At 58.5% G+C, this 18992-nt stretch carries 19 protein-coding genes; 13 read left to right on the plus strand and 6 right to left on the minus strand.

The window, feature by feature from the left end:
• Nucleotides 1–25: 25 nt before the first annotated feature.
• Nucleotides 26–2785, minus strand: coding sequence for a UPF0182 family protein (locus FZZ90_RS00880; RefSeq protein ID WP_226423907.1), 2760 nt, complete (start codon nt 2783–2785; stop codon nt 26–28).
• Entirely contained in the window at nt 2782–4581 is a 1800-nt protein-coding gene (gene ftsH / locus FZZ90_RS00885; RefSeq protein ID WP_226423908.1) for an ATP-dependent zinc metalloprotease FtsH, read from the minus strand. The genes FZZ90_RS00880 and ftsH overlap by 4 nt, the downstream gene beginning before the upstream one ends.
• Before the next feature lie 87 nt (nt 4582–4668).
• Between ftsH and rpmF the strand changes: the two genes are divergently transcribed.
• A complete protein-coding gene (gene rpmF / locus FZZ90_RS00890) occupies nt 4669–4845 on the plus strand; it encodes a 50S ribosomal protein L32 (RefSeq protein WP_226412070.1) in 177 nt (58 codons plus the stop codon).
• On the opposite strand, the gene FZZ90_RS00895 is transcribed toward rpmF, so the two are convergent.
• The 3 genes from FZZ90_RS00895 to FZZ90_RS00905 are packed head-to-tail and all read right to left on the minus strand — an operon-like array spanning nt 4809 to nt 6863.
• The gene (locus FZZ90_RS00895) at nt 4809–5786 is read right to left on the minus strand and encodes a phosphoribulokinase (protein ID WP_226423909.1); all 978 of its coding nucleotides are present in this window, start codon (nt 5784–5786) and stop codon (nt 4809–4811) included. The genes rpmF and FZZ90_RS00895 overlap by 37 nt on opposite strands.
• Nucleotides 5776–6087 carry a DUF565 domain-containing protein gene (locus FZZ90_RS00900; RefSeq protein WP_226423910.1) on the minus strand — a complete coding sequence of 104 codons (312 nt, stop codon included), beginning with the start codon at nt 6085–6087 and terminating at the stop codon, nt 5776–5778. Before FZZ90_RS00900 ends, FZZ90_RS00895 begins: the two co-directional genes overlap by 11 nt.
• The gene (locus FZZ90_RS00905) at nt 6084–6863 is read right to left on the minus strand and encodes an HAD-IA family hydrolase (RefSeq protein WP_226423911.1); all 780 of its coding nucleotides are present in this window, start codon (nt 6861–6863) and stop codon (nt 6084–6086) included. The genes FZZ90_RS00900 and FZZ90_RS00905 overlap by 4 nt, the downstream gene beginning before the upstream one ends.
• A 32-nt stretch (nt 6864–6895) precedes the next feature.
• Between FZZ90_RS00905 and recJ the strand changes: the two genes are divergently transcribed.
• Nucleotides 6896–8794, plus strand: a complete 1899-nt coding sequence (gene recJ, locus FZZ90_RS00910; protein WP_226423912.1) for a single-stranded-DNA-specific exonuclease RecJ — start codon at nt 6896–6898, stop codon at nt 8792–8794.
• 10 nt (nt 8795–8804) lie between these two features.
• Here the strand turns inward: recJ and psb30 are convergent, their stop codons facing one another.
• The gene (psb30, locus tag FZZ90_RS00915; RefSeq protein WP_025362280.1) at nt 8805–8912 is read right to left on the minus strand and encodes a photosystem II reaction center protein Ycf12/Psb30; all 108 of its coding nucleotides are present in this window, start codon (nt 8910–8912) and stop codon (nt 8805–8807) included.
• Between the two features lie 108 nt (nt 8913–9020).
• On the opposite strand from psb30, the gene FZZ90_RS00920 reads away from it, so the two are divergent.
• The 11 genes from FZZ90_RS00920 to fmt all read left to right on the plus strand — a co-directional run bounded on the left by FZZ90_RS00920 (nt 9021) and on the right by fmt (nt 18991).
• On the plus strand, nt 9021–9395 hold the full coding sequence (locus FZZ90_RS00920; protein ID WP_226423913.1) for a YkgJ family cysteine cluster protein: 375 nt from the start codon (nt 9021–9023) through the stop codon (nt 9393–9395).
• Complete coding sequence (locus tag FZZ90_RS00925) at nt 9388–9717, plus strand: TMEM165/GDT1 family protein (protein ID WP_226423914.1); 330 nt, start codon at nt 9388–9390, stop codon at nt 9715–9717. Before FZZ90_RS00920 ends, FZZ90_RS00925 begins: the two co-directional genes overlap by 8 nt.
• A gap of 2 nt (nt 9718–9719) precedes the next feature.
• Nucleotides 9720–10037 (plus strand): TMEM165/GDT1 family protein, encoded by a 318-nt coding sequence (locus FZZ90_RS00930; RefSeq protein WP_226399856.1) that lies wholly within the window; start codon nt 9720–9722, stop codon nt 10035–10037.
• A 100-nt stretch (nt 10038–10137) separates the two neighbouring features.
• Entirely contained in the window at nt 10138–12459 is a 2322-nt protein-coding gene (locus tag FZZ90_RS00935; RefSeq protein ID WP_226423915.1) for an RNB domain-containing ribonuclease, read from the plus strand.
• Between the two features lie 3 nt (nt 12460–12462).
• A complete protein-coding gene (locus tag FZZ90_RS00940) occupies nt 12463–13071 on the plus strand; it encodes a flavin prenyltransferase UbiX (protein WP_226423916.1) in 609 nt (202 codons plus the stop codon).
• Nucleotides 13072–13073: 2 nt separating this feature from the next.
• Complete coding sequence (locus tag FZZ90_RS00945) at nt 13074–13541, plus strand: hypothetical protein (RefSeq protein ID WP_226423917.1); 468 nt, start codon at nt 13074–13076, stop codon at nt 13539–13541.
• 45 nt (nt 13542–13586) lie between these two features.
• Nucleotides 13587–14024, plus strand: coding sequence for a DUF2996 domain-containing protein (locus FZZ90_RS00950; protein ID WP_226423918.1), 438 nt, complete (start codon nt 13587–13589; stop codon nt 14022–14024).
• Nucleotides 14025–14090: 66 nt separating this feature from the next.
• A complete protein-coding gene (acsF, locus tag FZZ90_RS00955) occupies nt 14091–15161 on the plus strand; it encodes a magnesium-protoporphyrin IX monomethyl ester (oxidative) cyclase (RefSeq protein ID WP_226423919.1) in 1071 nt (356 codons plus the stop codon).
• Between the two features lie 31 nt (nt 15162–15192).
• Nucleotides 15193–16602: a TldD/PmbA family protein gene (locus FZZ90_RS00960; protein WP_370631003.1), complete on the plus strand. Its 1410-nt coding sequence runs from the start codon at nt 15193–15195 to the stop codon at nt 16600–16602.
• The gene (locus tag FZZ90_RS00965) at nt 16602–17972 is read left to right on the plus strand and encodes a TldD/PmbA family protein (protein ID WP_226423921.1); all 1371 of its coding nucleotides are present in this window, start codon (nt 16602–16604) and stop codon (nt 17970–17972) included. Before FZZ90_RS00960 ends, FZZ90_RS00965 begins: the two co-directional genes overlap by 1 nt.
• A 2-nt stretch (nt 17973–17974) precedes the next feature.
• Complete coding sequence (fmt, locus tag FZZ90_RS00970) at nt 17975–18991, plus strand: methionyl-tRNA formyltransferase (RefSeq protein ID WP_226423922.1); 1017 nt, start codon at nt 17975–17977, stop codon at nt 18989–18991.
• Nucleotide 18992: the final 1 nt, after the last annotated feature.

Here is an 18992-nt window from a genome sequence, read left to right on the forward strand (position 1 = left end):
TTCAATCAACCAAATTGGTATTTTCTTAAGCTCTGCCCGTCAAACGGGTGGAGCTTTTTTTCATGAGTTGATCCAAAGCGAGATCTAAGTCCTGGTCCATCGCAATCAACCGACCGTCACTCACAACAATCCTGGCCAAAGAGGGCAGCCCCACTTTCCTGGTACGCAGATATACCGGTTCCACGTAAAGGAGTCCAGAGCCAACGGGAAGCACAAGAAGATTGCCTTGAACGAGTTCTAGATCGTCCTGATCCCAAAGGCCAAACTGCTCGCTCACATCTGGATCCTGATGAATAAGAGCCTGAACTTGTTCCGGGCCGAGGATGATTTTGTCTTTGGGAAAATCGATTAATTCCAATTCACCGTAGTGATCACCGTCGTTTCGAGCCACCAACCACGCTGTGAGATTTGGCCGGGCTAGGGGGGTAAGTGGTTGGAGTAAAAGAAATTCGGAATTGTCGTTGCCTTGAACCTGTGCCGTGATGTGATAAGGCTCAACATCAATTTTTTGTCCCCCATAGATCTCACTGGGAACCTGCCAAACATCATCGCCGTTGTAGAAGATTTGGGGATCGGTAACGTGATATCGCTTCAGCTGATTCACTTGAACATTGAAGAAATCCTCAGGAACTCTGCGGTGGTCACGAACGAGTTGCGGCATCGCCTGCATTGGTTCAAATAAATCTGGGAAGATGCGAGCCCAGGTGCCCGCAATCGGATCGTCGGGTTCTGAAATGAAGAACTGAATGCTGCCGTTGTAAGCATCGACAATGGCCTTCACTGAGTTTCTTAAGTACCGATCAGGATCATCTGGTGAGACCGCTGCGCTGTAAGCCAGGGTCGTGCTGTGGGTGTACCCCTCAACGACCCAATACTGATGTTGTTGGCGTTGATCCGATGTCGCTTTGGTCGTGTTGGAACTGTCCTGATCAGAATTGGGAATGGAAATCAGATAGGGCTCACCACGAAAATCAATGAAGGGTGCTATCGCTTTGACACGGCTGCGCACATCACGCCTGATAAGTAGTTTGGAATCAACGTTGATCGCATTTGTGAACAGCAATCGAGGTTCACGTAGATAAACCGCTGCTGCGCATCGTTGAAGCCAAGATCTAATTGATACACCGCCTGATCCATGATAGTGCGTCATTACATTGATATCGCCTTCGGGGTAATCAAATTCTGCGATATCTGTTGGAGCGATGGCATAGGGCGAAGGAAGCATCCCGTAATAGAGCGCTGCATCGCCGACAGGGATTTGATCCTGAACGTCAGATCGTTCAATACCCAGTGCTGGATTTCCAGCAATTTTTGTTTCCGTGCCGAGACCTTTGATGAAATAAGAAGGGAGACCATCGTCCCTGCGTTCATTCACCGGACTAACGGTGAAGCCGTAGCCGTGGGTGAAGATGAAATGACTGTTCTGCCAGGTTTTAGAGCGACGCGGCAATGCGGATTGATCCAATTCGCGCGCCGAGACAATCACTTGCTGGGACGAATCGCTGTCTTGATTCAGCGGATAACGATCAACTGCTGCATTGGAAAAGCGGTAGTAGACCCTCAGCTGTTGCAATTGGCGGTTTGCTTCAAGCAAAGGACCGCTGTCCCAGAGGCGGACATTTTCGAGAGTGCTGGCGCCTTGCTCACGATCAGCGGCGCTGAACCTTGAGGGGTCATCGACTTGACTCTTGATTTGATCCAACTGGAAGCCCCATTGCGTGGCCTCAATGGCATTTTTCAGATAGCGCTCTTGCAAGGCAAATTCCCTTGGCCGCACCACGAGCCAGCGGGTCAGAGGTGTGGCGACCATTTCCAGCACCACGAGCGTCGCCAAGGTCAATGCAAGTCCCTGACGCAGTCGCCGCCGACAGGGCAACAGAACAGCTAGCGCAATCAGCACCAGTAGGAGCGTGGCGACTGCACGCAACGGCAGGGTGAGGTGGGCCTGTAGCCATCCCGCCCCGGCCACAAGGCCGTGTTGAGTCCACAGGAGTTGATGCCTGGATAACCACACCAGACCCGCTGCTCCAAGCAGCAGAAGCGCTGACAGGGACCTGATCAGCTGAATCTGTCGCCGCGAAAAGATTGGACTGGCCCAGTCAGAGATTGCTTTTGAGCCAGCCACAAGACGCCAGAGCTCAAAGACGAGGGTGAATGCTGCGCCCAAGATCAACAGTTCCAGGGCCAGATGCAATCCGGCAAAGCGCCCCAACCCGAAGCTCAGATCGGCTGCGAGTAAGGGGTCTTTCGTGGATTCATCAGGAATCAAGAGGGCCAGCGACCAGATGCTCCAAGCGCGGCTCACGACAACAACCAGAGACCCTGCAACGATCCGTGCCAGCCATGGCCTCAACCGCGGCCAGGCCATCGCCAGGGCTATCGCTAACGCCTGAATGACTCCTCTAGCTGAGCCGATTCGAACATTTGGCCCAAGGTGTGGTCGCCACTCACCCAGCTGAAACGGGTCATGGATGGCCAGCGCCAAGAGATCCAGCGTCAGCGAGGCAGTGACAAGCACCACAACAGCACTGATCAACAGAGCGAATCCGTAGGACCATCCGGTCAGGCAGATTCCCTGGGATGAGCTTGACGTCTGTTGTTTGAATTGCCTGGACCAGGCCCGGGCTGCCAATAGCGGCAGCATGGCCAACCCAGCGAAGAGAAGCTGAAGAAGCCAGCGCTTAAGAAGAACGTCAGTCCAGGCGAACTGATCGAACCAGAGCCACTCGATCTGCATCCGGGCTGCAACAACAACCAGCGGCAGCAGAAGGAGAAGGCGTCTCATGGGAGGCCAGCGATGTCGCGGAACCGATCACCGTTGATCGTTTCCTCGGCAATCAAAACGTCCACCAGTTGATCCATCAACTCACGGCGTGGCTCCAGTAGAGCGATGGCTTGCGCCAAAGCACTCTTGGCCAGCTGGCGGATTTGAGTATCGATGGCCTGACCTGTGGATTCGGCGTAACTCGGCCGTTGGTTGAACCAGTCGCGTCCCAGAAACACCTCCGTACCGGGGCCTTCAAGGGCCATGGGCCCGAGGCTGGAAAAGCCGAAGCGCGTCACCATCTCCCGTGCGAGTTGAGCCACCATCTGGAGATCACCACTAGCCCCTTGGGTGATCTCGAGCGATCCGAAAACCACCTGCTCTGCTGCCCGCCCACCGAGGGCGACCACAAGATCAGCCAGGCAAGACGAGCGGGTGATCAAACCGGAATCCAGCACTTCCTCATCGGGCATGAAGCGGGTGTAACCACCGGCTCCGCCACGGGGAAGAATCGTGACCTTGTCCACCGCGTTAGCCGCCGGCAGAAGACTGGCCACCAGGGCATGGCCCACTTCGTGGTAAGCGATGAGCCTTTTTTTGGCGCTGTCCTGCAAGGGGCGATTGCTGAGCCCCATGGTGATCCGCTCCAAGGCCCCTTCAAGCTGGAATTGACCGATCCGGAGCATGTTCTGGCGGGCCGTGAGGATCGCTGCTTCGTTCAGCAGATTGGCCAGATCAGCACCGGAAAAACCAGGGGTGCGGCTCGCCCAATCCGATAGCGAAACCGAGTCATCGAGGGGTCGTGTTCGCGCATGTACGGCGAGAATGGCCTCGCGACCTTGGCGATCAGGAAGACCAACATCAATTCGCCGGTCGAAGCGACCCGGACGCAACAGTGCGGCGTCCAGCACGTCGGCACGGTTTGTGGCCGCCAGCAGGATGACGCCCGAGTTCTCCTCAAAACCATCCATCTCCGTCAGGAGTTGGTTGAGGGTCTGTTCGCGTTCATCGTTGCCGCCGCCGATGCCAGCACCCCGCTGGCGACCAACTGCATCAATCTCATCGATGAAAACGATGCAGGGGGACTTTTCTTTGGCTTGGCGGAATAGATCGCGAACCCTGCTGGCGCCAACACCCACGAAAAGCTCAACAAACTCTGAGGCCGCGATTGAGAAGAACGGCACGCCCGCCTCCCCTGCAATCGCCTTGGCAAGAAGTGTTTTCCCAGTTCCAGGGGGGCCCACCAAGAGCACGCCCCGCGGGATCTTGGCGCCAAGACGAATAAAAGCCTCAGGCTGCTTAAGGAAGGTGACCACCTCCTCCAGTTCAAGCCGCGCATCGTTAATGCCGGCCACGTCTTCAAACCGAATCTGCAGGTCTTCCTGTGGCTTCAAGCGAGGTTGACTTCGCCCAAAACCCAGAGCCCGATTCGCCATCTGAGCTGACCGCTTCAGCAGGAGCGATAGGCCGACCAGCACCAGCAGAACCACCACCAGGGTCCCGGCCAGTTCGCGCCCTGCTTGTTCACGGCGGATATCAACAACTGTCAGAGGCGTGCCAGAGCTCTCTGCCGCCCGAAGGATTTGGTTGTCGTTGGCGAAAACGGGAACGGTGACCCGTCGCCCATCGTTGTATTGGACCCTGACTTCCCTGCTGCCCGGTACGAGATCCAACTGCTTGATCTCTTTTGCATCAATATCTTTGAGCAGGGTGGAGTAACTCACCGTGTCCTTCTTCGTCCAAAAACCCTGAATCGAAGAAGGTTGAACCTTCTGAGGGGCCGCGGAACCACTGGAGCCGTCCGAACCTGGTGCCACGTCATCGCTGCGCTTCACGGAGCCTAGCGATTTGACGCAAGGGGGTTCCAAACGAGACAATCTCGGTTTGGAAATACATCAGGCGCAATGGCCGTCCCGAAGAAGAAAACATCCAAGGCCAAGCGCAACCAGCGCAGCGCCACCTGGAAGGGCAAGGCAGCCGTTGCCGCCCAGCGCGCCATGTCCATCGGCAAGTCTGTGCTGAGTGGCCGCGCCCAGGGTTTTGTCTACCCGGTGAGTGAGTCCGAAGACGGCGAATCCTGAATCGCACCCTGGAGGTGGATTCGTTTCAGGTTTCGATCTGGATCCACCTCCACAACAACATCCGCTCGCATTGTTTGAAAACTGCTCGATGGCAGCGAGCAGAGAATCATGCGGATGAATCGATCGAGTTCGGAACTGGAAAGCGATGCTCCCCGTTCCGCTTGAAGGGTGGCTTCCTGTTGCCGTTTCCAACGCCATTGAGCGTTGAAGTCTGTCGCCCGCAGTTGCCAGAGTTGATCGAAACAACTCCAGGTGGCTTCGTAGAGGGCGAGAACTGGTTGCAGCTTCTGGCGCCATTCCAACTCCTGCGGCGTTAGAGGAAACTCGAGATGGGGCTCATCTGCCGTTGGGTCGGCGTTTGATCTGCATCCCACAAACCAACCCTCAAAAATCAGCAGGTCGGCATCGCAACGGCGCCAACCGCTGCGGTCTCCACGTCCTTGTCGTTTGGCTTTGTCGAAGCAGGGCATCAAGACGTGGTCACCCTGGCGCCATACCTGAAGACACTCCTGCAGGAGCTCCAGGTCATGGCTGCCAGGAAGTGCGCGGGGCACACCCCAGGGGTTGCCGCTTATGGCCGCATCAAGCCGTTCGGCCTCGAAATAAAAATCATCCAGCGACACCACCTGGATGGAGAGGCCAAGTTCCTTTGCCGCTGCTTCAATCCATTGCCCCAGAGTGGTCTTCCCGCATCCCGGCAAAGCACTGAGTCCGAGCAGACGGCGTTCTCCCAGCCATTGATCTCCCAGGCTCAGAAGAGGCAGGCCAACTGACCACAGCCAATCCGGTGCAGCTCTGGGATGCCAGTGATCGAGGGCGACCCGGTGACGCCCGGAGTTGCGCTGCTGTGCAGACCAACTTGCGACGTCGCCCAAATCAAGATGCTGAAGCAACCGTTGCTGATCGCTGCTGGGAATGATGCGTTGGCCTTCAGGATCCAACTTTGAACGCCTCCAGAACAACCGCGTAAACAAATCCAAGCCGCAGGTTGTCGAGCCAGGGAAGACGACGGCGCCCAAGAACCATCAATTCACAGGCGATAAGGGCATAAAACGCCGTATAGGTCCTCAGCTGAACAGCATCCAGGATGTAAACGGGGAGGTTGCTGCCAATGAAAAATCCAAGCAGGAGCAGCAGCAACGTGGCGCTACGGCGCCACCAGGGTCCAGACCAAGACTGACGAATCCCTGCACCCCAATTGTTCTGAAGCCCCGCCAGACGTGTGCGCTGGATTGAGCTCATCGATCCGGCACCGACAGCATGGTCTCCAGATACTTCAGCGTCACTGCCCCCTCCTGGCAAGAGGCACCGGAAAGGACGGTTGCTGGTTGTCCAGGGTCTCCCAGGTGATCCAACACGGCTGTTGCCTCGTCAGCGGAATCACGCAAGGCTTCGGCATCCCAGGGGGAAGGGGTCAGCAGACAACGCAGACCTGCGGCTCTTGCTGCCGAGAGACCAGCGGCAGAATCTTCGACAGCAAGGCTGGCAGCACTGTTGGCCCCACTGCGTTTGAGAGCGAGAAGGTAGCCGTCCGGTGCTGGCTTGCCCGTAGCAACGTCATCCGATGTCACCACGCCATCGAAGCTGGGGATCTGTTTCTGGATTTGTTCCAGCAGTGCCATCACCGACGCCAATCCGCTGGAGGTGACGATCCACTGCTGCACGCCGGCGCGGCTCAGCTCATGCAAAAGCCTCTTCACACCGGGGCGGAGATGCACGTGTCCTTCGCGGACCCGTTCCAGGTAATGCAAGCGTTTGCGATCACGCACCTGGTCCAGTTGGTCCTGGGTGAGGGTCACCCCACAGGCTTCAGCGTGAAGCTTCACCCTGCGGAGTCCGCCTGGAATCGCCAGCAATCTGTTGTAGAGCGCTTCATCCCAAACGAAGGGGAGATCCAGCTCCTTGAAGGTCATGTTGAAAGCCGGTCGATGACCGCCCATTTCCGTGTCGGCCAAGGTGCCGTCCACATCCCAAAAGACCGCTGAAAGTCTGTTCACCTTGAGCAGCAGCAACGGCACAATGCTGGGACATCACCCCCTGTTGCGTTCCCTTGCCGGCTGTTCCGCTCCATTGGTCCTGGTCCCTTCCAGCCGTGGTGGAACCATCCCCATTGCGAGGGCTTGATTTGCCTCTGGCGCTGCGCTGTGTGCTGCGGCGCAGGGGATTCAGCTCCACATCCGAGGCCGAGAAATTTCTCTCCCCTGGTGATCTGCCACCCACCCACGATCATTTCCCCGATCTCGAGCAGGCCTGTGCCCGTCTGGTGGCGGCCTGCCGATCCCGTGAGCGTGTCGCCATCTGTGGTGATTACGACGCCGATGGCATGACCAGCACAGCTCTGCTGTTGCGGGCGTTGGCCCCGCTGGGCGCTGAGCCGGAGCCAGCGATTCCGTCGCGGATGGAGGAGGGATATGGTCTCAATCCCGCCATGGTGCAGCGGCTCTACGACGATGGAGTGAGGCTTCTGGTCACCGTTGATAACGGAGTTGCCGCGAGGGAAGCCCTTGAACTGGCAGCGAGTTTGACCATGCAGGTGATCGTGACCGATCACCACACCATCCCGGCGGAGCGGCCGCCCATGACCGCACTCATTCACCCGGCCACCACGCCAGAGGACTCGCCCTACCGCGGACTGGCCGGCGTGGGCCTGGCCTATGTGCTGGCCCATGCCGTTGCCGAAGTGCTGAACAAACCAGAAGCGATCCGCGTTGCCCGTGATCTGTTTTGCATCGGCACGGTGGCCGATATGGCTCCTCTGGTGGGGGCAAACCGCAGTTGGTTGCTTGAGGGGCTGAACCACCTGCACCGCTCCGAGTGCAAAGGCTTGCAAGCACTTCAGCGTCTGGCCGGTCTTGGAGAACGCCCGCTGACGGCCGAGGACATCGGGTTTCAGCTTGCACCACGAATCAATGCTGTCGGTCGCCTCGGCGAACCGAGGCTCGTTGTGGACCTGCTTACGGCTGAGGATCCTGATTCAGCGATGGCCCTGGCACGCCGCTGTGATGATTACAACCGCCAGCGTCGGGATCTCTGCGATGCGATTGAAGCGGAGGCCGTGGCTCTGGTGGAAGCGGAGAGCGCTGACAACCTTCCGTCTTTTCTGCTGCTGGCACAAAGCCACTGGCACCACGGGGTGATTGGCATTGTTGCTGCCCGTCTGATGGAGCGTTATCACCGTCCCACCGCTCTGCTAGCCGGTGATGGTGATGGAAGCCTGCGCGCTTCGGTGCGTGGGCCCAGTGGCTTCGCTGTGGATCGTGCCCTCTGCAGTTGCAGTGATCTGTTGACCCGCTTTGGAGGCCATCCCGCTGCAGGGGGGTTCACCGTGAAAGCGGAGCTTGTCCATGCCCTGCATGAGCGCCTCTGCGCCGAGGCCGATGGTTGGCTGATGACCCAGGCTCAGGGGCGTCCCGTGCAACCTGACGCTCTGCTGCAGTTGAAGGATGTGAACTGGGATCTGTGGCGCCACCTGCAATCCCTGGCCCCCTTCGGCATCGGTCATCCGAAACCGCTCTTCTGGACGCGAGGTGTGAGCGTTGAGGAGCGGCGGGACCTCAAGGGTGGACATCTGGCCCTGACGTTGCGCCAAGGGGACAGTGAGCGTCGCGCTATCGCCTGGCGATGGGATCCATCGGCGCCCGTCCCTGAGTGCTGTGACGTGGCTTACAGCATTTCGATCAACCGCTGGCAGGGTGAGCAGCGTCTCCAGCTGGAACTCAAAGCCATCCGCGCCCATACGGAGGTGGTGTTGATCGACCGCGGGTCACGGCAGTACACCGCCCGCTGGACGGAAAGCTCAGGGCTGACGCTCACCAATGGTGATGGTGAAACGCTTCAGGCGAGCGTTGAACAAGAAAGATCCCTCACCAGTGACAACGACCTGACGAGGGATCAGCGGGTGATTCAGTTGATCGAGGAAGCCTGTCTGGGATTAGGGCTTCGCCCTTAAGGCGATGCGATCAGAGCGCACCGCGGCGGTAGAAGAGGATGAAGATGACAGCGGGACCTGCAATGGTGATCATCGCCAGGGCGGCAAAGTTGGCGATCAGGTGAATGTCAAAGCCCATGGCGATGCAGCGCTGTCCGAAATCGTTACGCCTCCCAGGCTACGGGGCTCTGTCCCGACAGCGACGGATTGGTTCTGATCTCTGTGATGGCTTGTCACAGCTTCAGTCATGAGCCGAACGACGCCGCAATGGACTTGTATCAAGCACTGCGGAGCCTGTTGCCGGCTCGCTCCGGAAGAACGGGCTGACGCCCTGGCGGCCTTGAGCGAAGAGCAACAACGCACCTATTTGGCCATGGTTGGTCCCGACGGCTGGTGCATTCACTACGACACGGGCAGTCAGCGATGCACGATTTATGAGGAGCGTCCTGACTTTTGTCGTGTGAGTGGCCTGGGCCGTCTGTTTGACGTTCCCGATGATCAGTTCGATGCCTTTGCCATCGCTTGTTGCCAACAGCAGATTCGCAGCAGCTATGGCGGTCGCAGTGGCGTGATGCGTAGGTTCAATCGCGCTCAGACCTCTGGAGGCTCTGTTGATGAGTGAGCAAACCAGCCCTGAGTCGCGCAGCTTTGCTGCCGTTCTGTTCAGCACCTTCACCACGGTTTTTATTGCTGAACTTGGCGACAAAACGCAGTTGGCAACGCTCTTGCTCTCGGCCCAGTCGGGCTCACCGGTTCTGGTGTTCATTGGTGCCGCTCTAGCGTTGATTGCCTCCAGCCTTGTGGGCGTTCTCGTGGGTCAATGGTTGGCCAAAACCCTTCCGCCTGAGCGTCTTGAACTGATGGCTGGAGTGCTGATGGTGGCGCTTGGCATCTGGCTGGGTCTCCAGGCTGCCCGCTCCCTTTGGCTCAATGTCGCGAGCTGACGATGGATTTTCCACTTCTGATTTCAACCTTCTTGACCGTGTTCCTGGCCGAACTCGGTGACAAGACCCAACTCGCCACCGTTGCCATCAGCGGCACGTCCAATCGCCCCCTGGCTGTGTTTCTGGGCTCATCATCCGCGTTGGTTCTTGCCAGTTTGCTCGGGGCCTTTGCTGGTGGATCCGTTGCGACGGTGATTCCCAGTGACTTACTTCAGCTGTTGGCCTCGCTGGGTTTCCTTGTGATCGGTGGTCGTTTGCTGGTTCCTCTGTTCCGTGAGACAGAACCCGCCGCGGACGGGGATCAAACTCCTGAGTCCTAGGGTGGGCTTTGGAGGGCTGACTCCGCATGGCCTGCTGAACAGCGTCGGCCGCCCCTTCCGTCTCTCCCGGCCCTGATGGTCGGTTTCTGCGCACGCCACGATGAAATTCACGGTTGCCGATCTGCTGGATCAGCTCTCGACAGAGCATCCATCCGAGCCAGACCAACTGGCCAAGATCCTCAAGCTCAGCAACAAAACGGATAAAGCATCACTTGAGTTGGCCGTTTCATCACTCGTGAAGATCGGTGTGATCGAACAGACGAGTGAGGGAGGTCTCACACGACCCCAACAGAGTGACCTGATTGATGCCCGCCTGCGTTGCAGCAGCAAAGGCTTCTGCTTCGCTATTCGCGATGACGGCGGCGAAGATATCTATATCCGCGACCATCAGCTCAACCACGCCTGGAATGGCGATCGTGTGCTGGTGCGGGTGACGAGGGATGGTGGACGCCGCCGCTCACCAGAAGGTGGCGTGCAATGCATCCTTGAAAGGGCCACTCAATCGCTCTTGGCTCAGGTGGAGCAGCAGAGCGAGCAGCTGCTGGCCGCCCCCTTGGACGACAGGGTGCTCGCTGGTATTGAACTTCCAGCAGAGGACTTAAAGCATCTCCCCGGCGATGAAGTCTCCAGCGTTGTCGAGGTGCGCATCGATCGCTACCCCTTGGCGCAGCATGCTGCCGCCGGTCATGTTGTGCGATCTCTCCCGCTCAACGGCGGACCTGCAGCAGATCGAGACCTGTTACTAACCAAGGCTGGGCTTCAAGACCGTCCGGCTGCACCCCGAAGCTCTGGCAAAAACCCTGCGACCAAGGGCCGGGTTGATCTCACGGAGCAACCTTCGTTGCTTCTCAAGGGATGGACTCAGGAGGATGCGCCGGGGTTGCCTGCCGTGCATGTTGAGGCCATGGACGGTGGTTGTCGCCTCTGGGTCCATGTGCCCAGCGTGGGCGAGCGGATCGGGATAGGCAACAGCCTTGATGCCTGCCTGCGCGATCGCGGCGAAGCGCTTTGCCTCGGTCAAGTCTGGCAACCCCTGCTGACTCCGGCCCTCAACAAGGCCACCAGCTTCTCCGCTGGGTCCGAGGCTGACGCCATCAGCGTTCGGCTCGATATCTCAGCCAACGGTGAGGTGAGCAATTGGGAGTTCATGCTGAGCTCGGTGCGTCCCGTCGCCGACGTCTGCGCTGAGCAGTTGATCGCCCTTGCGGAACGCAAACCCAAGGCGCGCAGCATTCCTGCGGCGCTCAAACCGATCAAAGACCAGCTCGGTCAGTTGGAGACCCTGCGGTTCTGCAGCACCCTGCTGTTGGAGCATGAGCGCATCAACGGGGTTGTGCAACTCAATCTCTGCCCTCCACAGCTGGAGGCCCTTGGTGACCTGCGCAGCGCAGATCCATCCGGTTTGCGGCATCGCTGGGTTGATGCGTTCAACCCGTTGGACCCCCATGCGTTCCTTCAGCCTCTGTTGAGGGCTGCTGACCGTGCATGGACCGCCCAACGACTCGATCTGCAATTGCCTGGGATCACCATCGAGGCGGATGAACCTGATGGCAGCGTGCTGACCGATGTGGCGAAGACAGCCATTGCCTTGGATCTCCCCCTTGAGCTGGATGACGACGGCAGCCCATCAGCTTCGGAACTGATTCAGGTGTTCAAAGACAGCAGTCAACGCCGGGTGCTTGAACAGCAGCTCAGTCACGCCCTGCCACAGCTTTGCCTTGTGGCATCGAAAGAAGCCACCCCGGCGTCAGCAGTTTCCGATGGGGAGGAGGCTGCTTTGAGCAGCCCCAAGACTTCTCTTACTCCATGGACTTGTGCCACCCAGCACTACGCCCATCTGGTGAATCAACAGGTGATCGTTGCGCTGCTGACCGAGGCCAAGGATCGTCCAACCGTGCGTCACAAGACGCGCCTGAAGCTTGGGCTTAAGGGTGCCGGTGCTGATCTCACATGGCCCCTGTTCACGGCATCCCAGGAAGAGAAACTGAACGGATTGGTGAACGAGCGCACCGTGCAGCGGCTCAACAGCCGTCGACGTCAGGTGTTGGAACTGGAAAAGGATCTGCTGTCGATGATCCAAGCTCGTTCAGCCCAGCCCCTGATCGGCCAACAGGTGGAAGGCCACATCAGTGGTGTTCAGAGCTATGGCTTCTTTGTTGAAGTTGGTGAGAGTCGTGTTGAGGGGCTGGTTCATGTGAGCTCCCTCAACGATGACTGGTACGAATACAGATCACGCCAGAATCGCTTGGTCGGGCGCAAGAACCGTCAGACCTATCAACTCGGCGACACCGTTCAGGTGCGCGTGATCAATGTGGATGTTCTGCGTAACCAGATCGACCTCGAGGTCATCAGTCAGGGTTCCAATGGCTCCAGTGAGCCTGAATCTTCGGAACCTTTGCCCGTGGCCCTCAGCGAGCGCTGAGTGATGCATCCCTATGTGCTTGCCGTCACCGGTGCATCGGCCCAACCACTGGCCGAGCGCGCCCTACAGCTGCTGTTGCAGAACGGGCGCGCGGTGCATCTCGTGCTCAGCCATGGTGCCCATGAGGTCTTCCGTGCGGAACAGGGCCTGTCCATTCCTGTGGATCCTGTCAAGCAACGCGAGTTCTGGAGAGACAGGCTTGCAGTGGAGAGCGGCGAACTCACCTGTCATCGCTGGAATGATCAAGCTGCCTGCATCGCGAGTGGGAGCTACAAAACCCGGGCGATGGTCATCGTTCCCTGCAGTATGGGTACCGTCGGGCGGATCCATGCCGGTATTGCAGCTGATCTGATCGAACGTTGTGCAGATGTGCATCTGAAGGAGCGCCGTCCTCTGGTGATTGCTCCGCGGGAGATGCCCTTCAACCTCATTCACCTCCGCAACCTCACCGGCCTGGCTGAGGCTGGAGCAACCATTGCCGCTCCCATCCCGGCGTGGTATACCCGGCCCGATTCGTTGCAAGAGATGGTGGACTTTTTAGTGGTGCGCTTGTTCGATGGTCTGGAGGAAGACCTCGCACCCCTGAAACGCTGGAACGGCCCCCTGGAATGAGCATGTTTCAGCGGCTGCTCCTGATTCCCTGCCTGGCGCCACTGCTGGCCTTGCTGGTTCTGTCCGCCACCAACGTCGGAGACAAGACCCGGATCCGTCTGCTGGTGTGGACAACACCTCCGCTCCCCGTTGGGGCGTGGACAGCAATGGCTGGCGTTGGTGGTGCGGCCGGAGCGGCTGTCGCAGCTTTTCTGGTATCGCCAGTGGAGCGTCCTCTGAGTCGCCAAAGGCGTTCCCCCGTTCAACCGGAGTTGGATGAGAGGGGCTACGCGGCCAACGCACCGACACCCAGATCGAGCGCAAACCCTGGCCCCGAACGAGATGTGAGAGAGCCGGCTCCAACGGTTTCTGTGGCCTACCGCGTGATTCAACGCCCTTCATCAGCCCCCCAGCAGCCAGAAGCTTCAGCCGTGGCCTCCGCCCCACAGGACTTGAGTGATTGGGGAGATGATCCGGAGTCGAACTGGTAAGCAACGCACCAAGCTGCTTACAGTTGCGCCAGCAATGCTTGATCGGTGAGCGAAACCCCAGTCGAGAAGCCGTCTTCAGGTCAAGACGCCCCCGCCAAAGCGGCGCCAAAAGCCAAGCCTCCCAAACCGGAGGACAAGCCCTTCCCTGAATTCATCGACACGCTGTTTCTGCCGGCCGTCGCCAAACAGCTGGCCGAACACGACATCAAAGCTGATCGGCTTGAGCGCGTGGACGGGCAGCGTCCTGTCGTCGGTGGTGAATGTCCGATGGTGGTTGGCGAATTGCCTGGGGGCCGCCGCTTCTGGGTCTGCTTCTCCAAGGCCGACATCAACAGCACCAAGGTGATTGCCCTTGCTGATCCCGGTAGTGAGCCAACGCTGCTGGAGAGCTTTCTGATCGATGAGAAGCGAATGTCCTTGCCCCTTCTTGTGTCCCGCCTGTTGCAACGGCTTAACGGCCAAAAGTGGCTGGGAGGTAACTAACCGACGGCGTTGGCCTCGGGAGTCGGGCTGACAGGCCTACATTGGCAGGATCGTGAACCGCAACTGATGGTCCCTCCCACCGCCGTGGCCGAAGGCAGCGCTGTAGCCATCAAGGATCCTGTCAAGGACACAATCCTGACCCCTCGCTTCTACACCACCGATTTCGAAGCGATGGCGGCAATGGACCTTCAGCCCAATGAGGCTGAACTGGAAGCCATCTGTGAAGAGTTCAGGAAGGATTACAACCGACACCATTTCGTTCGGAACGAAGAGTTTGAAGGCGCCGCTGACAAGCTCGATCCGGAAACACGCAAGGTGTTCATCGAATTCCTCGAGCAGAGCTGCACGTCGGAATTTTCAGGATTCCTTCTCTACAAGGAGCTGAGCCGCCGCATCAAAGCCAAAAATCCGCTTCTGGCGGAGTGCTTCGCTCACATGGCTCGTGACGAAGCTCGCCACGCCGGTTTCCTCAACAAGTCGATGGGCGACTTCGGGATGCAGCTGGATCTCGGCTTCCTGACGGCCAACAAGGACTACACGTTCTTTAAGCCGAAATTCATCTTTTACGCCACTTACCTGTCTGAAAAGATCGGCTATTGGCGTTACATCGCCATTTACCGTCACCTCGAAAAGAATCCCGACAGCAAGATCTTCCCGATCTTCAATTTCTTCGAGAACTGGTGTCAGGACGAAAACCGTCATGGCGATTTTTTCGATGCCTTAATGAAGGCTCAACCGGACACGGTTCGTGGACCGATCGCCAAGCTCTGGTGCCGCTTCTTCCTGCTGGCGGTTTTCGCCACAATGTATGTGCGTGACGTGGCTCGCAAGGACTTCTACGAGGCTCTCGGATTGGACGCTCGCACCTACGACAAGATGGTGATCGAGAAGACCAATGAAACCTCTGCGCGCGTTTTTCCTGTTGTTCTTGATGTGAACAACGACAAATTCTGGACCCGCCTCGAACGCCTTGTAGCGAACAATGCCGCCCTCGAAAAAGCTGATGCCAGCGGTGCTATTGCTCCTGTGAAGCTGCTGCGGAAGCTGCCCTTCTGGATCCGTAATGGTGCCGAAATGGCCAAGCTTTTCCTGATGCCTGCGGTCGACAGCGAACGCTTCCAGCCTGCCGTGCGCTGAGGGACTACCTCAGCTCAACCGAGGAGATTTCTTGACCAACGCCTTTTCGAATCAGTGGCGAGGACTCATGGAGTCCTTGCTGCATCGCGGCAGTGCTGCAGGAGCCGACCTGGTGGAGGTGTTCCTCGAGCGCACCGATCACATCGGTTTGCTCGCTGAACAGGACCGGATCACCAGTGTCAATCCATCCTTCGCCCGTGGCGCTGGCCTAAGGGTGTTCCGTGATGGCCGGGATGGCTTCGTAAGCACCAACGACCTCAGCGAAGTAGGACTCCAGCGGGCCCTCGATCAGGCCCTCGCCATGCTCGGGCTCGAGGCTCAACAGCTCACTTCGTCGGCAACTTTTGAAGGATTGAAGCAGCTGACCGACCATGGTCTGACCAAAGCCGACTGGCTGGAACGCTGTCCATCCCTCGACCAGGCCAGCGAATGTCTGCTTCAGGGCACAACCCATCTCGATCGTCTCGGTCAGCACCTTCAGGTGCGCCGTGGCAGTTATGCCCGCGATTGGCAAGAAGTGTTGGTGGCTGCATCCGATGGCACCTTCGCCCGGGACATCCGCCTGCATCAATCGACCGGTCTTTCCGTTCTTGCCGCCGACGGAGATCACCGCTCCAGCATTGGCCGCCGCTATGGAAGTTCCGATCGTCCGGATGATCTTCGGGACTGGGATTCCGAGGCGAGTGCAGCTGAGGTCTGCAACAGCGCAGGAACAATGCTGCGTGCCGACTACGTGGATGCCGGACAGATGCCGGCCGTTCTTGCCAACCGCTTCGGTGGCGTGATTTTCCATGAGGCCTGTGGGCACCTACTCGAAACAACCCAGATCGAACGGGGCACCACTCCCTTCGCTGACCGCGTTGGTGAATTGATCGCTCACCCAGCTGTCACCGCTATCGATGAAGGGCTAAGTGGTGGATCCTTCGGTTCCCTCTCGATGGACGACGAAGGAATGGAACCGGAGCGCACTGTTCTGATCAAAGACGGCGTGCTGCAACGGTTCATCAGTGATCGAGCCGGTGAACTGCGCACGGGTCACAAACGCACCGGAAGCGGCCGTCGTCAGAGCCATGCCTTCGCCGCTGCGAGCCGGATGCGCAACACCTTCATCGATGCGGGCTCGCATACCCCCGAGCAGTTGATTGAATCCGTCGACCAGGGTCTGTATTGCAAGGCCATGGGTGGGGGAAGCGTCGGTCCGACAGGTCAGTTCAATTTCTCCGTTGAAGAGGGTTACCTGATCGAGAACGGCAAGCTCACCAAACCGGTGAAAGGGGCCACGTTGATCGGTGATGCCAAGGAGGTGATGCCTCGCATCTCGATGTGTGCCAATGATCTGGACCTGGCTGCCGGGTTCTGCGGTTCCGTCAGCGGAAGTGTGTTCGTCACCGTGGGCCAACCCCATATCAAGGTTGATTCGATCACGGTGGGGGGGCGTTGATGATGACCAGCAACAACAGCCTCAACGCCACAGATCTGAGGGATCGCCTACAGACCCTCGCCTCCCGCGAAGGCATTCGTCTCTGGGACCTTGGTGCCGCCTGCAGCGATGACTGCTCCGTTCAGGTGGATCGCGGTGAAGCCAAACAACTCAAGGCTTCGCAGCGGAGCTCAATCACCGTCCGGGTCTGGAACAACGATGGACTGGTGGGCATCACCAGCACCACTGACCTCTCGGATAACGGCTTAGAACAAGCTCTGGTCGGAGCACATGCGGCCAGCCGTTTTGGAAATCCCGAGGAAATTCCTCAATTCTCACCATTGGCAACAGCTCCACTCCCCGAGCTTGATCGACCGCTTCAACCACGCCAGGGAATCCTCCCCCTCCTGGACACCCTGCGGGCTGCGGAAGCAGACCTGCTAGGTCGCCACCCCGCTATCCAGACCGTTCCCTACAACGGACTGGCGGAATCCCTATCCCAGAGCCTCTATCTCAACAGTGAAGGAGCACTCCGCCAGATGGAGCGCACCCAAGCCAGCCTGTATCTCTACGCAAGAGCGGAAGAAACAGGTCGCAAGCCCCGTAGTGGAGGTGCTGTTCGTTTGGGTCTTGGCAGCAGCGAGCTGGATGTTCAAGGCTGCATCAGCGAAGCGATTGATCGCACCGTCAGCCATCTGAACTATCGACCGATCGAAACCGGGAGCTACCGGGTTTGTTTTACACCTGAGGCCTTTCTCTCGTTGCTCGGTGCCTTCAGCAGCATGTTCAATGCTCGTTCGGTACTCGATGGTGTGAGCTTGAGCCAGCGGGATTCGATTGGATCCGATGTGGCGGTTCCCTTCTTCAATCTCCACGATGATGGTCTCCATCCCGGCCACATCAGTGCTGCAGCCTTTGATGGCGAGGGAACCCCGACCCGGCGGCTCTCCTTGATTGAGGACGGAACTTTGCGGAACTTCCTTCACTCGGAAGCCACGGCGCGGGCTTTCGGTGTTCAACCCACAGGCCATGCAGGCCTTGGAGCCAAGGTTTCGGTTGGTCCCGACTGGTTTGTGGTTGGTTCCAACCCTCAGGTGAGTAGCGGCAACACCCTCGATCACAGCACCGAGTCAGGCCCCTTCGTTCTGATTGAGGATCTGTCAGCTCTCCACGCCGGTGTGAAAGCCACCCAGGGCTCCTTCTCCTTGCCTTTCGATGGCTGGTTGGTGAACAACGGCGAACGGCTGTCCGTTGAAGCGGCAACGGTTGCTGGTGACATCCGCTCCGTTCTCAACGGGATCGTTCATTTGGAAGCTGATGCTGAAGTCACCCACCGTGGGGTTTCCCCTCATGTGTGGGTGGATGGACTCTCCATCACGGGCGAAGCCTGACGTTGAAGATTCTGTTCTGGGGGACACCGGTCTATGCCGTGCCGACCCTTGATGCATTGCATCAGGCGGGTCACACCATCGTTGGGGTGGTGACCCAGCCTGATCGCCGGCGTGGTCGCGGCAAACAGTTGGTTCCATCACCGGTCAAGGCGAGGGCTGAAGAGCTGGGTCTTCCGGTGTTCACCCCTGAACGGATCAAACGGGATGACGCTTGCAAGGCTGAGCTTGATGCTCTCGGAGCCGATGTCTCAGTGGTGGTCGCCTTCGGTCAGATCCTTCCCAAGGATGTGTTGCAGCAACCGCCCCTGGGCTCCTGGAACGGCCACGGATCGCTACTGCCCCGTTGGCGAGGTGCGGGTCCAATTCAGTGGGCCCTGCTCGAAGGTGATCAGGAAACGGGTGTTGGAATCATGGCCATGGAAGAAGGCCTCGACACCGGACCTGTGCTGCTGGAGCAACGCATCCCGATCCAGCTGCTGGATTCATCCATCGCCTTAGCCGAACGGCTGAGTGCACTGACCGCAGACCTGATGGTGCAGGCCATGCCTTTGATTGAAGCGGCTGGCCCTGGCAGCGAAGGCGAGAGATTGGCAAGGCTCAACGTGCGCGTTCAGGCAGAGGAGTCGACCTATGCCCGCATGTTGGAGAAGCAGGATTTCCAATTGGATTGGTCAGCCTCTGCCCTCAGCATCCATCGCAAAGTGATGGGGCTTCATCCCGGAGCATTCACCCAATGGCATGGCAAACGTTTGAAGGTGTTGCGCACGGAGCCGTTGATCGAGCGCTTGCAGGATCAACTCAGCGCCGAGGTGCGCAACCTCGTGGGTCAATGGCCCACCGGCGGGCATCCCCCAGGGACGATCTTGGCGGTGATTGAGGATCTGGGACTTGTGGTGAGCAGTTCCGGCTGTCCTCTTCTGATTCGGGAGGCACAGCTGGAAGGGAAAGCACGCAGCACAGCACCCGTTCTGTTTCAGCAACTCAAGGCCACTCCAGGAGATCGCTTCGGCGAGGGTTGAT

Origin of the sequence: Synechococcus sp. MU1617 (assembly GCF_020514235.1) — a bacterium.
Lineage (GTDB): Bacteria > Cyanobacteriota > Cyanobacteriia > PCC-6307 > Cyanobiaceae > Parasynechococcus.

Excerpts from the sequence above, each read along its gene's own strand:
- FZZ90_RS00935 (WP_226423915.1), top strand. The coding sequence starts at position 10,138 with ATGAAATTCACGGTTGCCGATCTGCTGGATCAGCTCTCGACAGAGCAT.
- FZZ90_RS00965 (WP_226423921.1), top strand. The coding sequence starts at position 16,602 with ATGATGACCAGCAACAACAGCCTCAACGCCACAGATCTGAGGGATCGC.
- FZZ90_RS00880 (WP_226423907.1), bottom strand. The coding sequence starts at position 2,785 with ATGAGACGCCTTCTCCTTCTGCTGCCGCTGGTTGTTGTTGCAGCCCGG.
- FZZ90_RS00930 (WP_226399856.1), top strand. The coding sequence starts at position 9,720 with ATGGATTTTCCACTTCTGATTTCAACCTTCTTGACCGTGTTCCTGGCC.
- FZZ90_RS00900 (WP_226423910.1), bottom strand. The coding sequence starts at position 6,087 with ATGAGCTCAATCCAGCGCACACGTCTGGCGGGGCTTCAGAACAATTGG.
- rpmF (WP_226412070.1), top strand. The coding sequence starts at position 4,669 with ATGGCCGTCCCGAAGAAGAAAACATCCAAGGCCAAGCGCAACCAGCGC.
- psb30 (WP_025362280.1), bottom strand. The coding sequence starts at position 8,912 with ATGGGCTTTGACATTCACCTGATCGCCAACTTTGCCGCCCTGGCGATG.
- FZZ90_RS00940 (WP_226423916.1), top strand. The coding sequence starts at position 12,463 with ATGCATCCCTATGTGCTTGCCGTCACCGGTGCATCGGCCCAACCACTG.
- FZZ90_RS00925 (WP_226423914.1), top strand. The coding sequence starts at position 9,388 with ATGAGTGAGCAAACCAGCCCTGAGTCGCGCAGCTTTGCTGCCGTTCTG.
- acsF (WP_226423919.1), top strand. The coding sequence starts at position 14,091 with ATGGTCCCTCCCACCGCCGTGGCCGAAGGCAGCGCTGTAGCCATCAAG.
- FZZ90_RS00945 (WP_226423917.1), top strand. The coding sequence starts at position 13,074 with ATGTTTCAGCGGCTGCTCCTGATTCCCTGCCTGGCGCCACTGCTGGCC.
- FZZ90_RS00920 (WP_226423913.1), top strand. The coding sequence starts at position 9,021 with ATGAGCCGAACGACGCCGCAATGGACTTGTATCAAGCACTGCGGAGCC.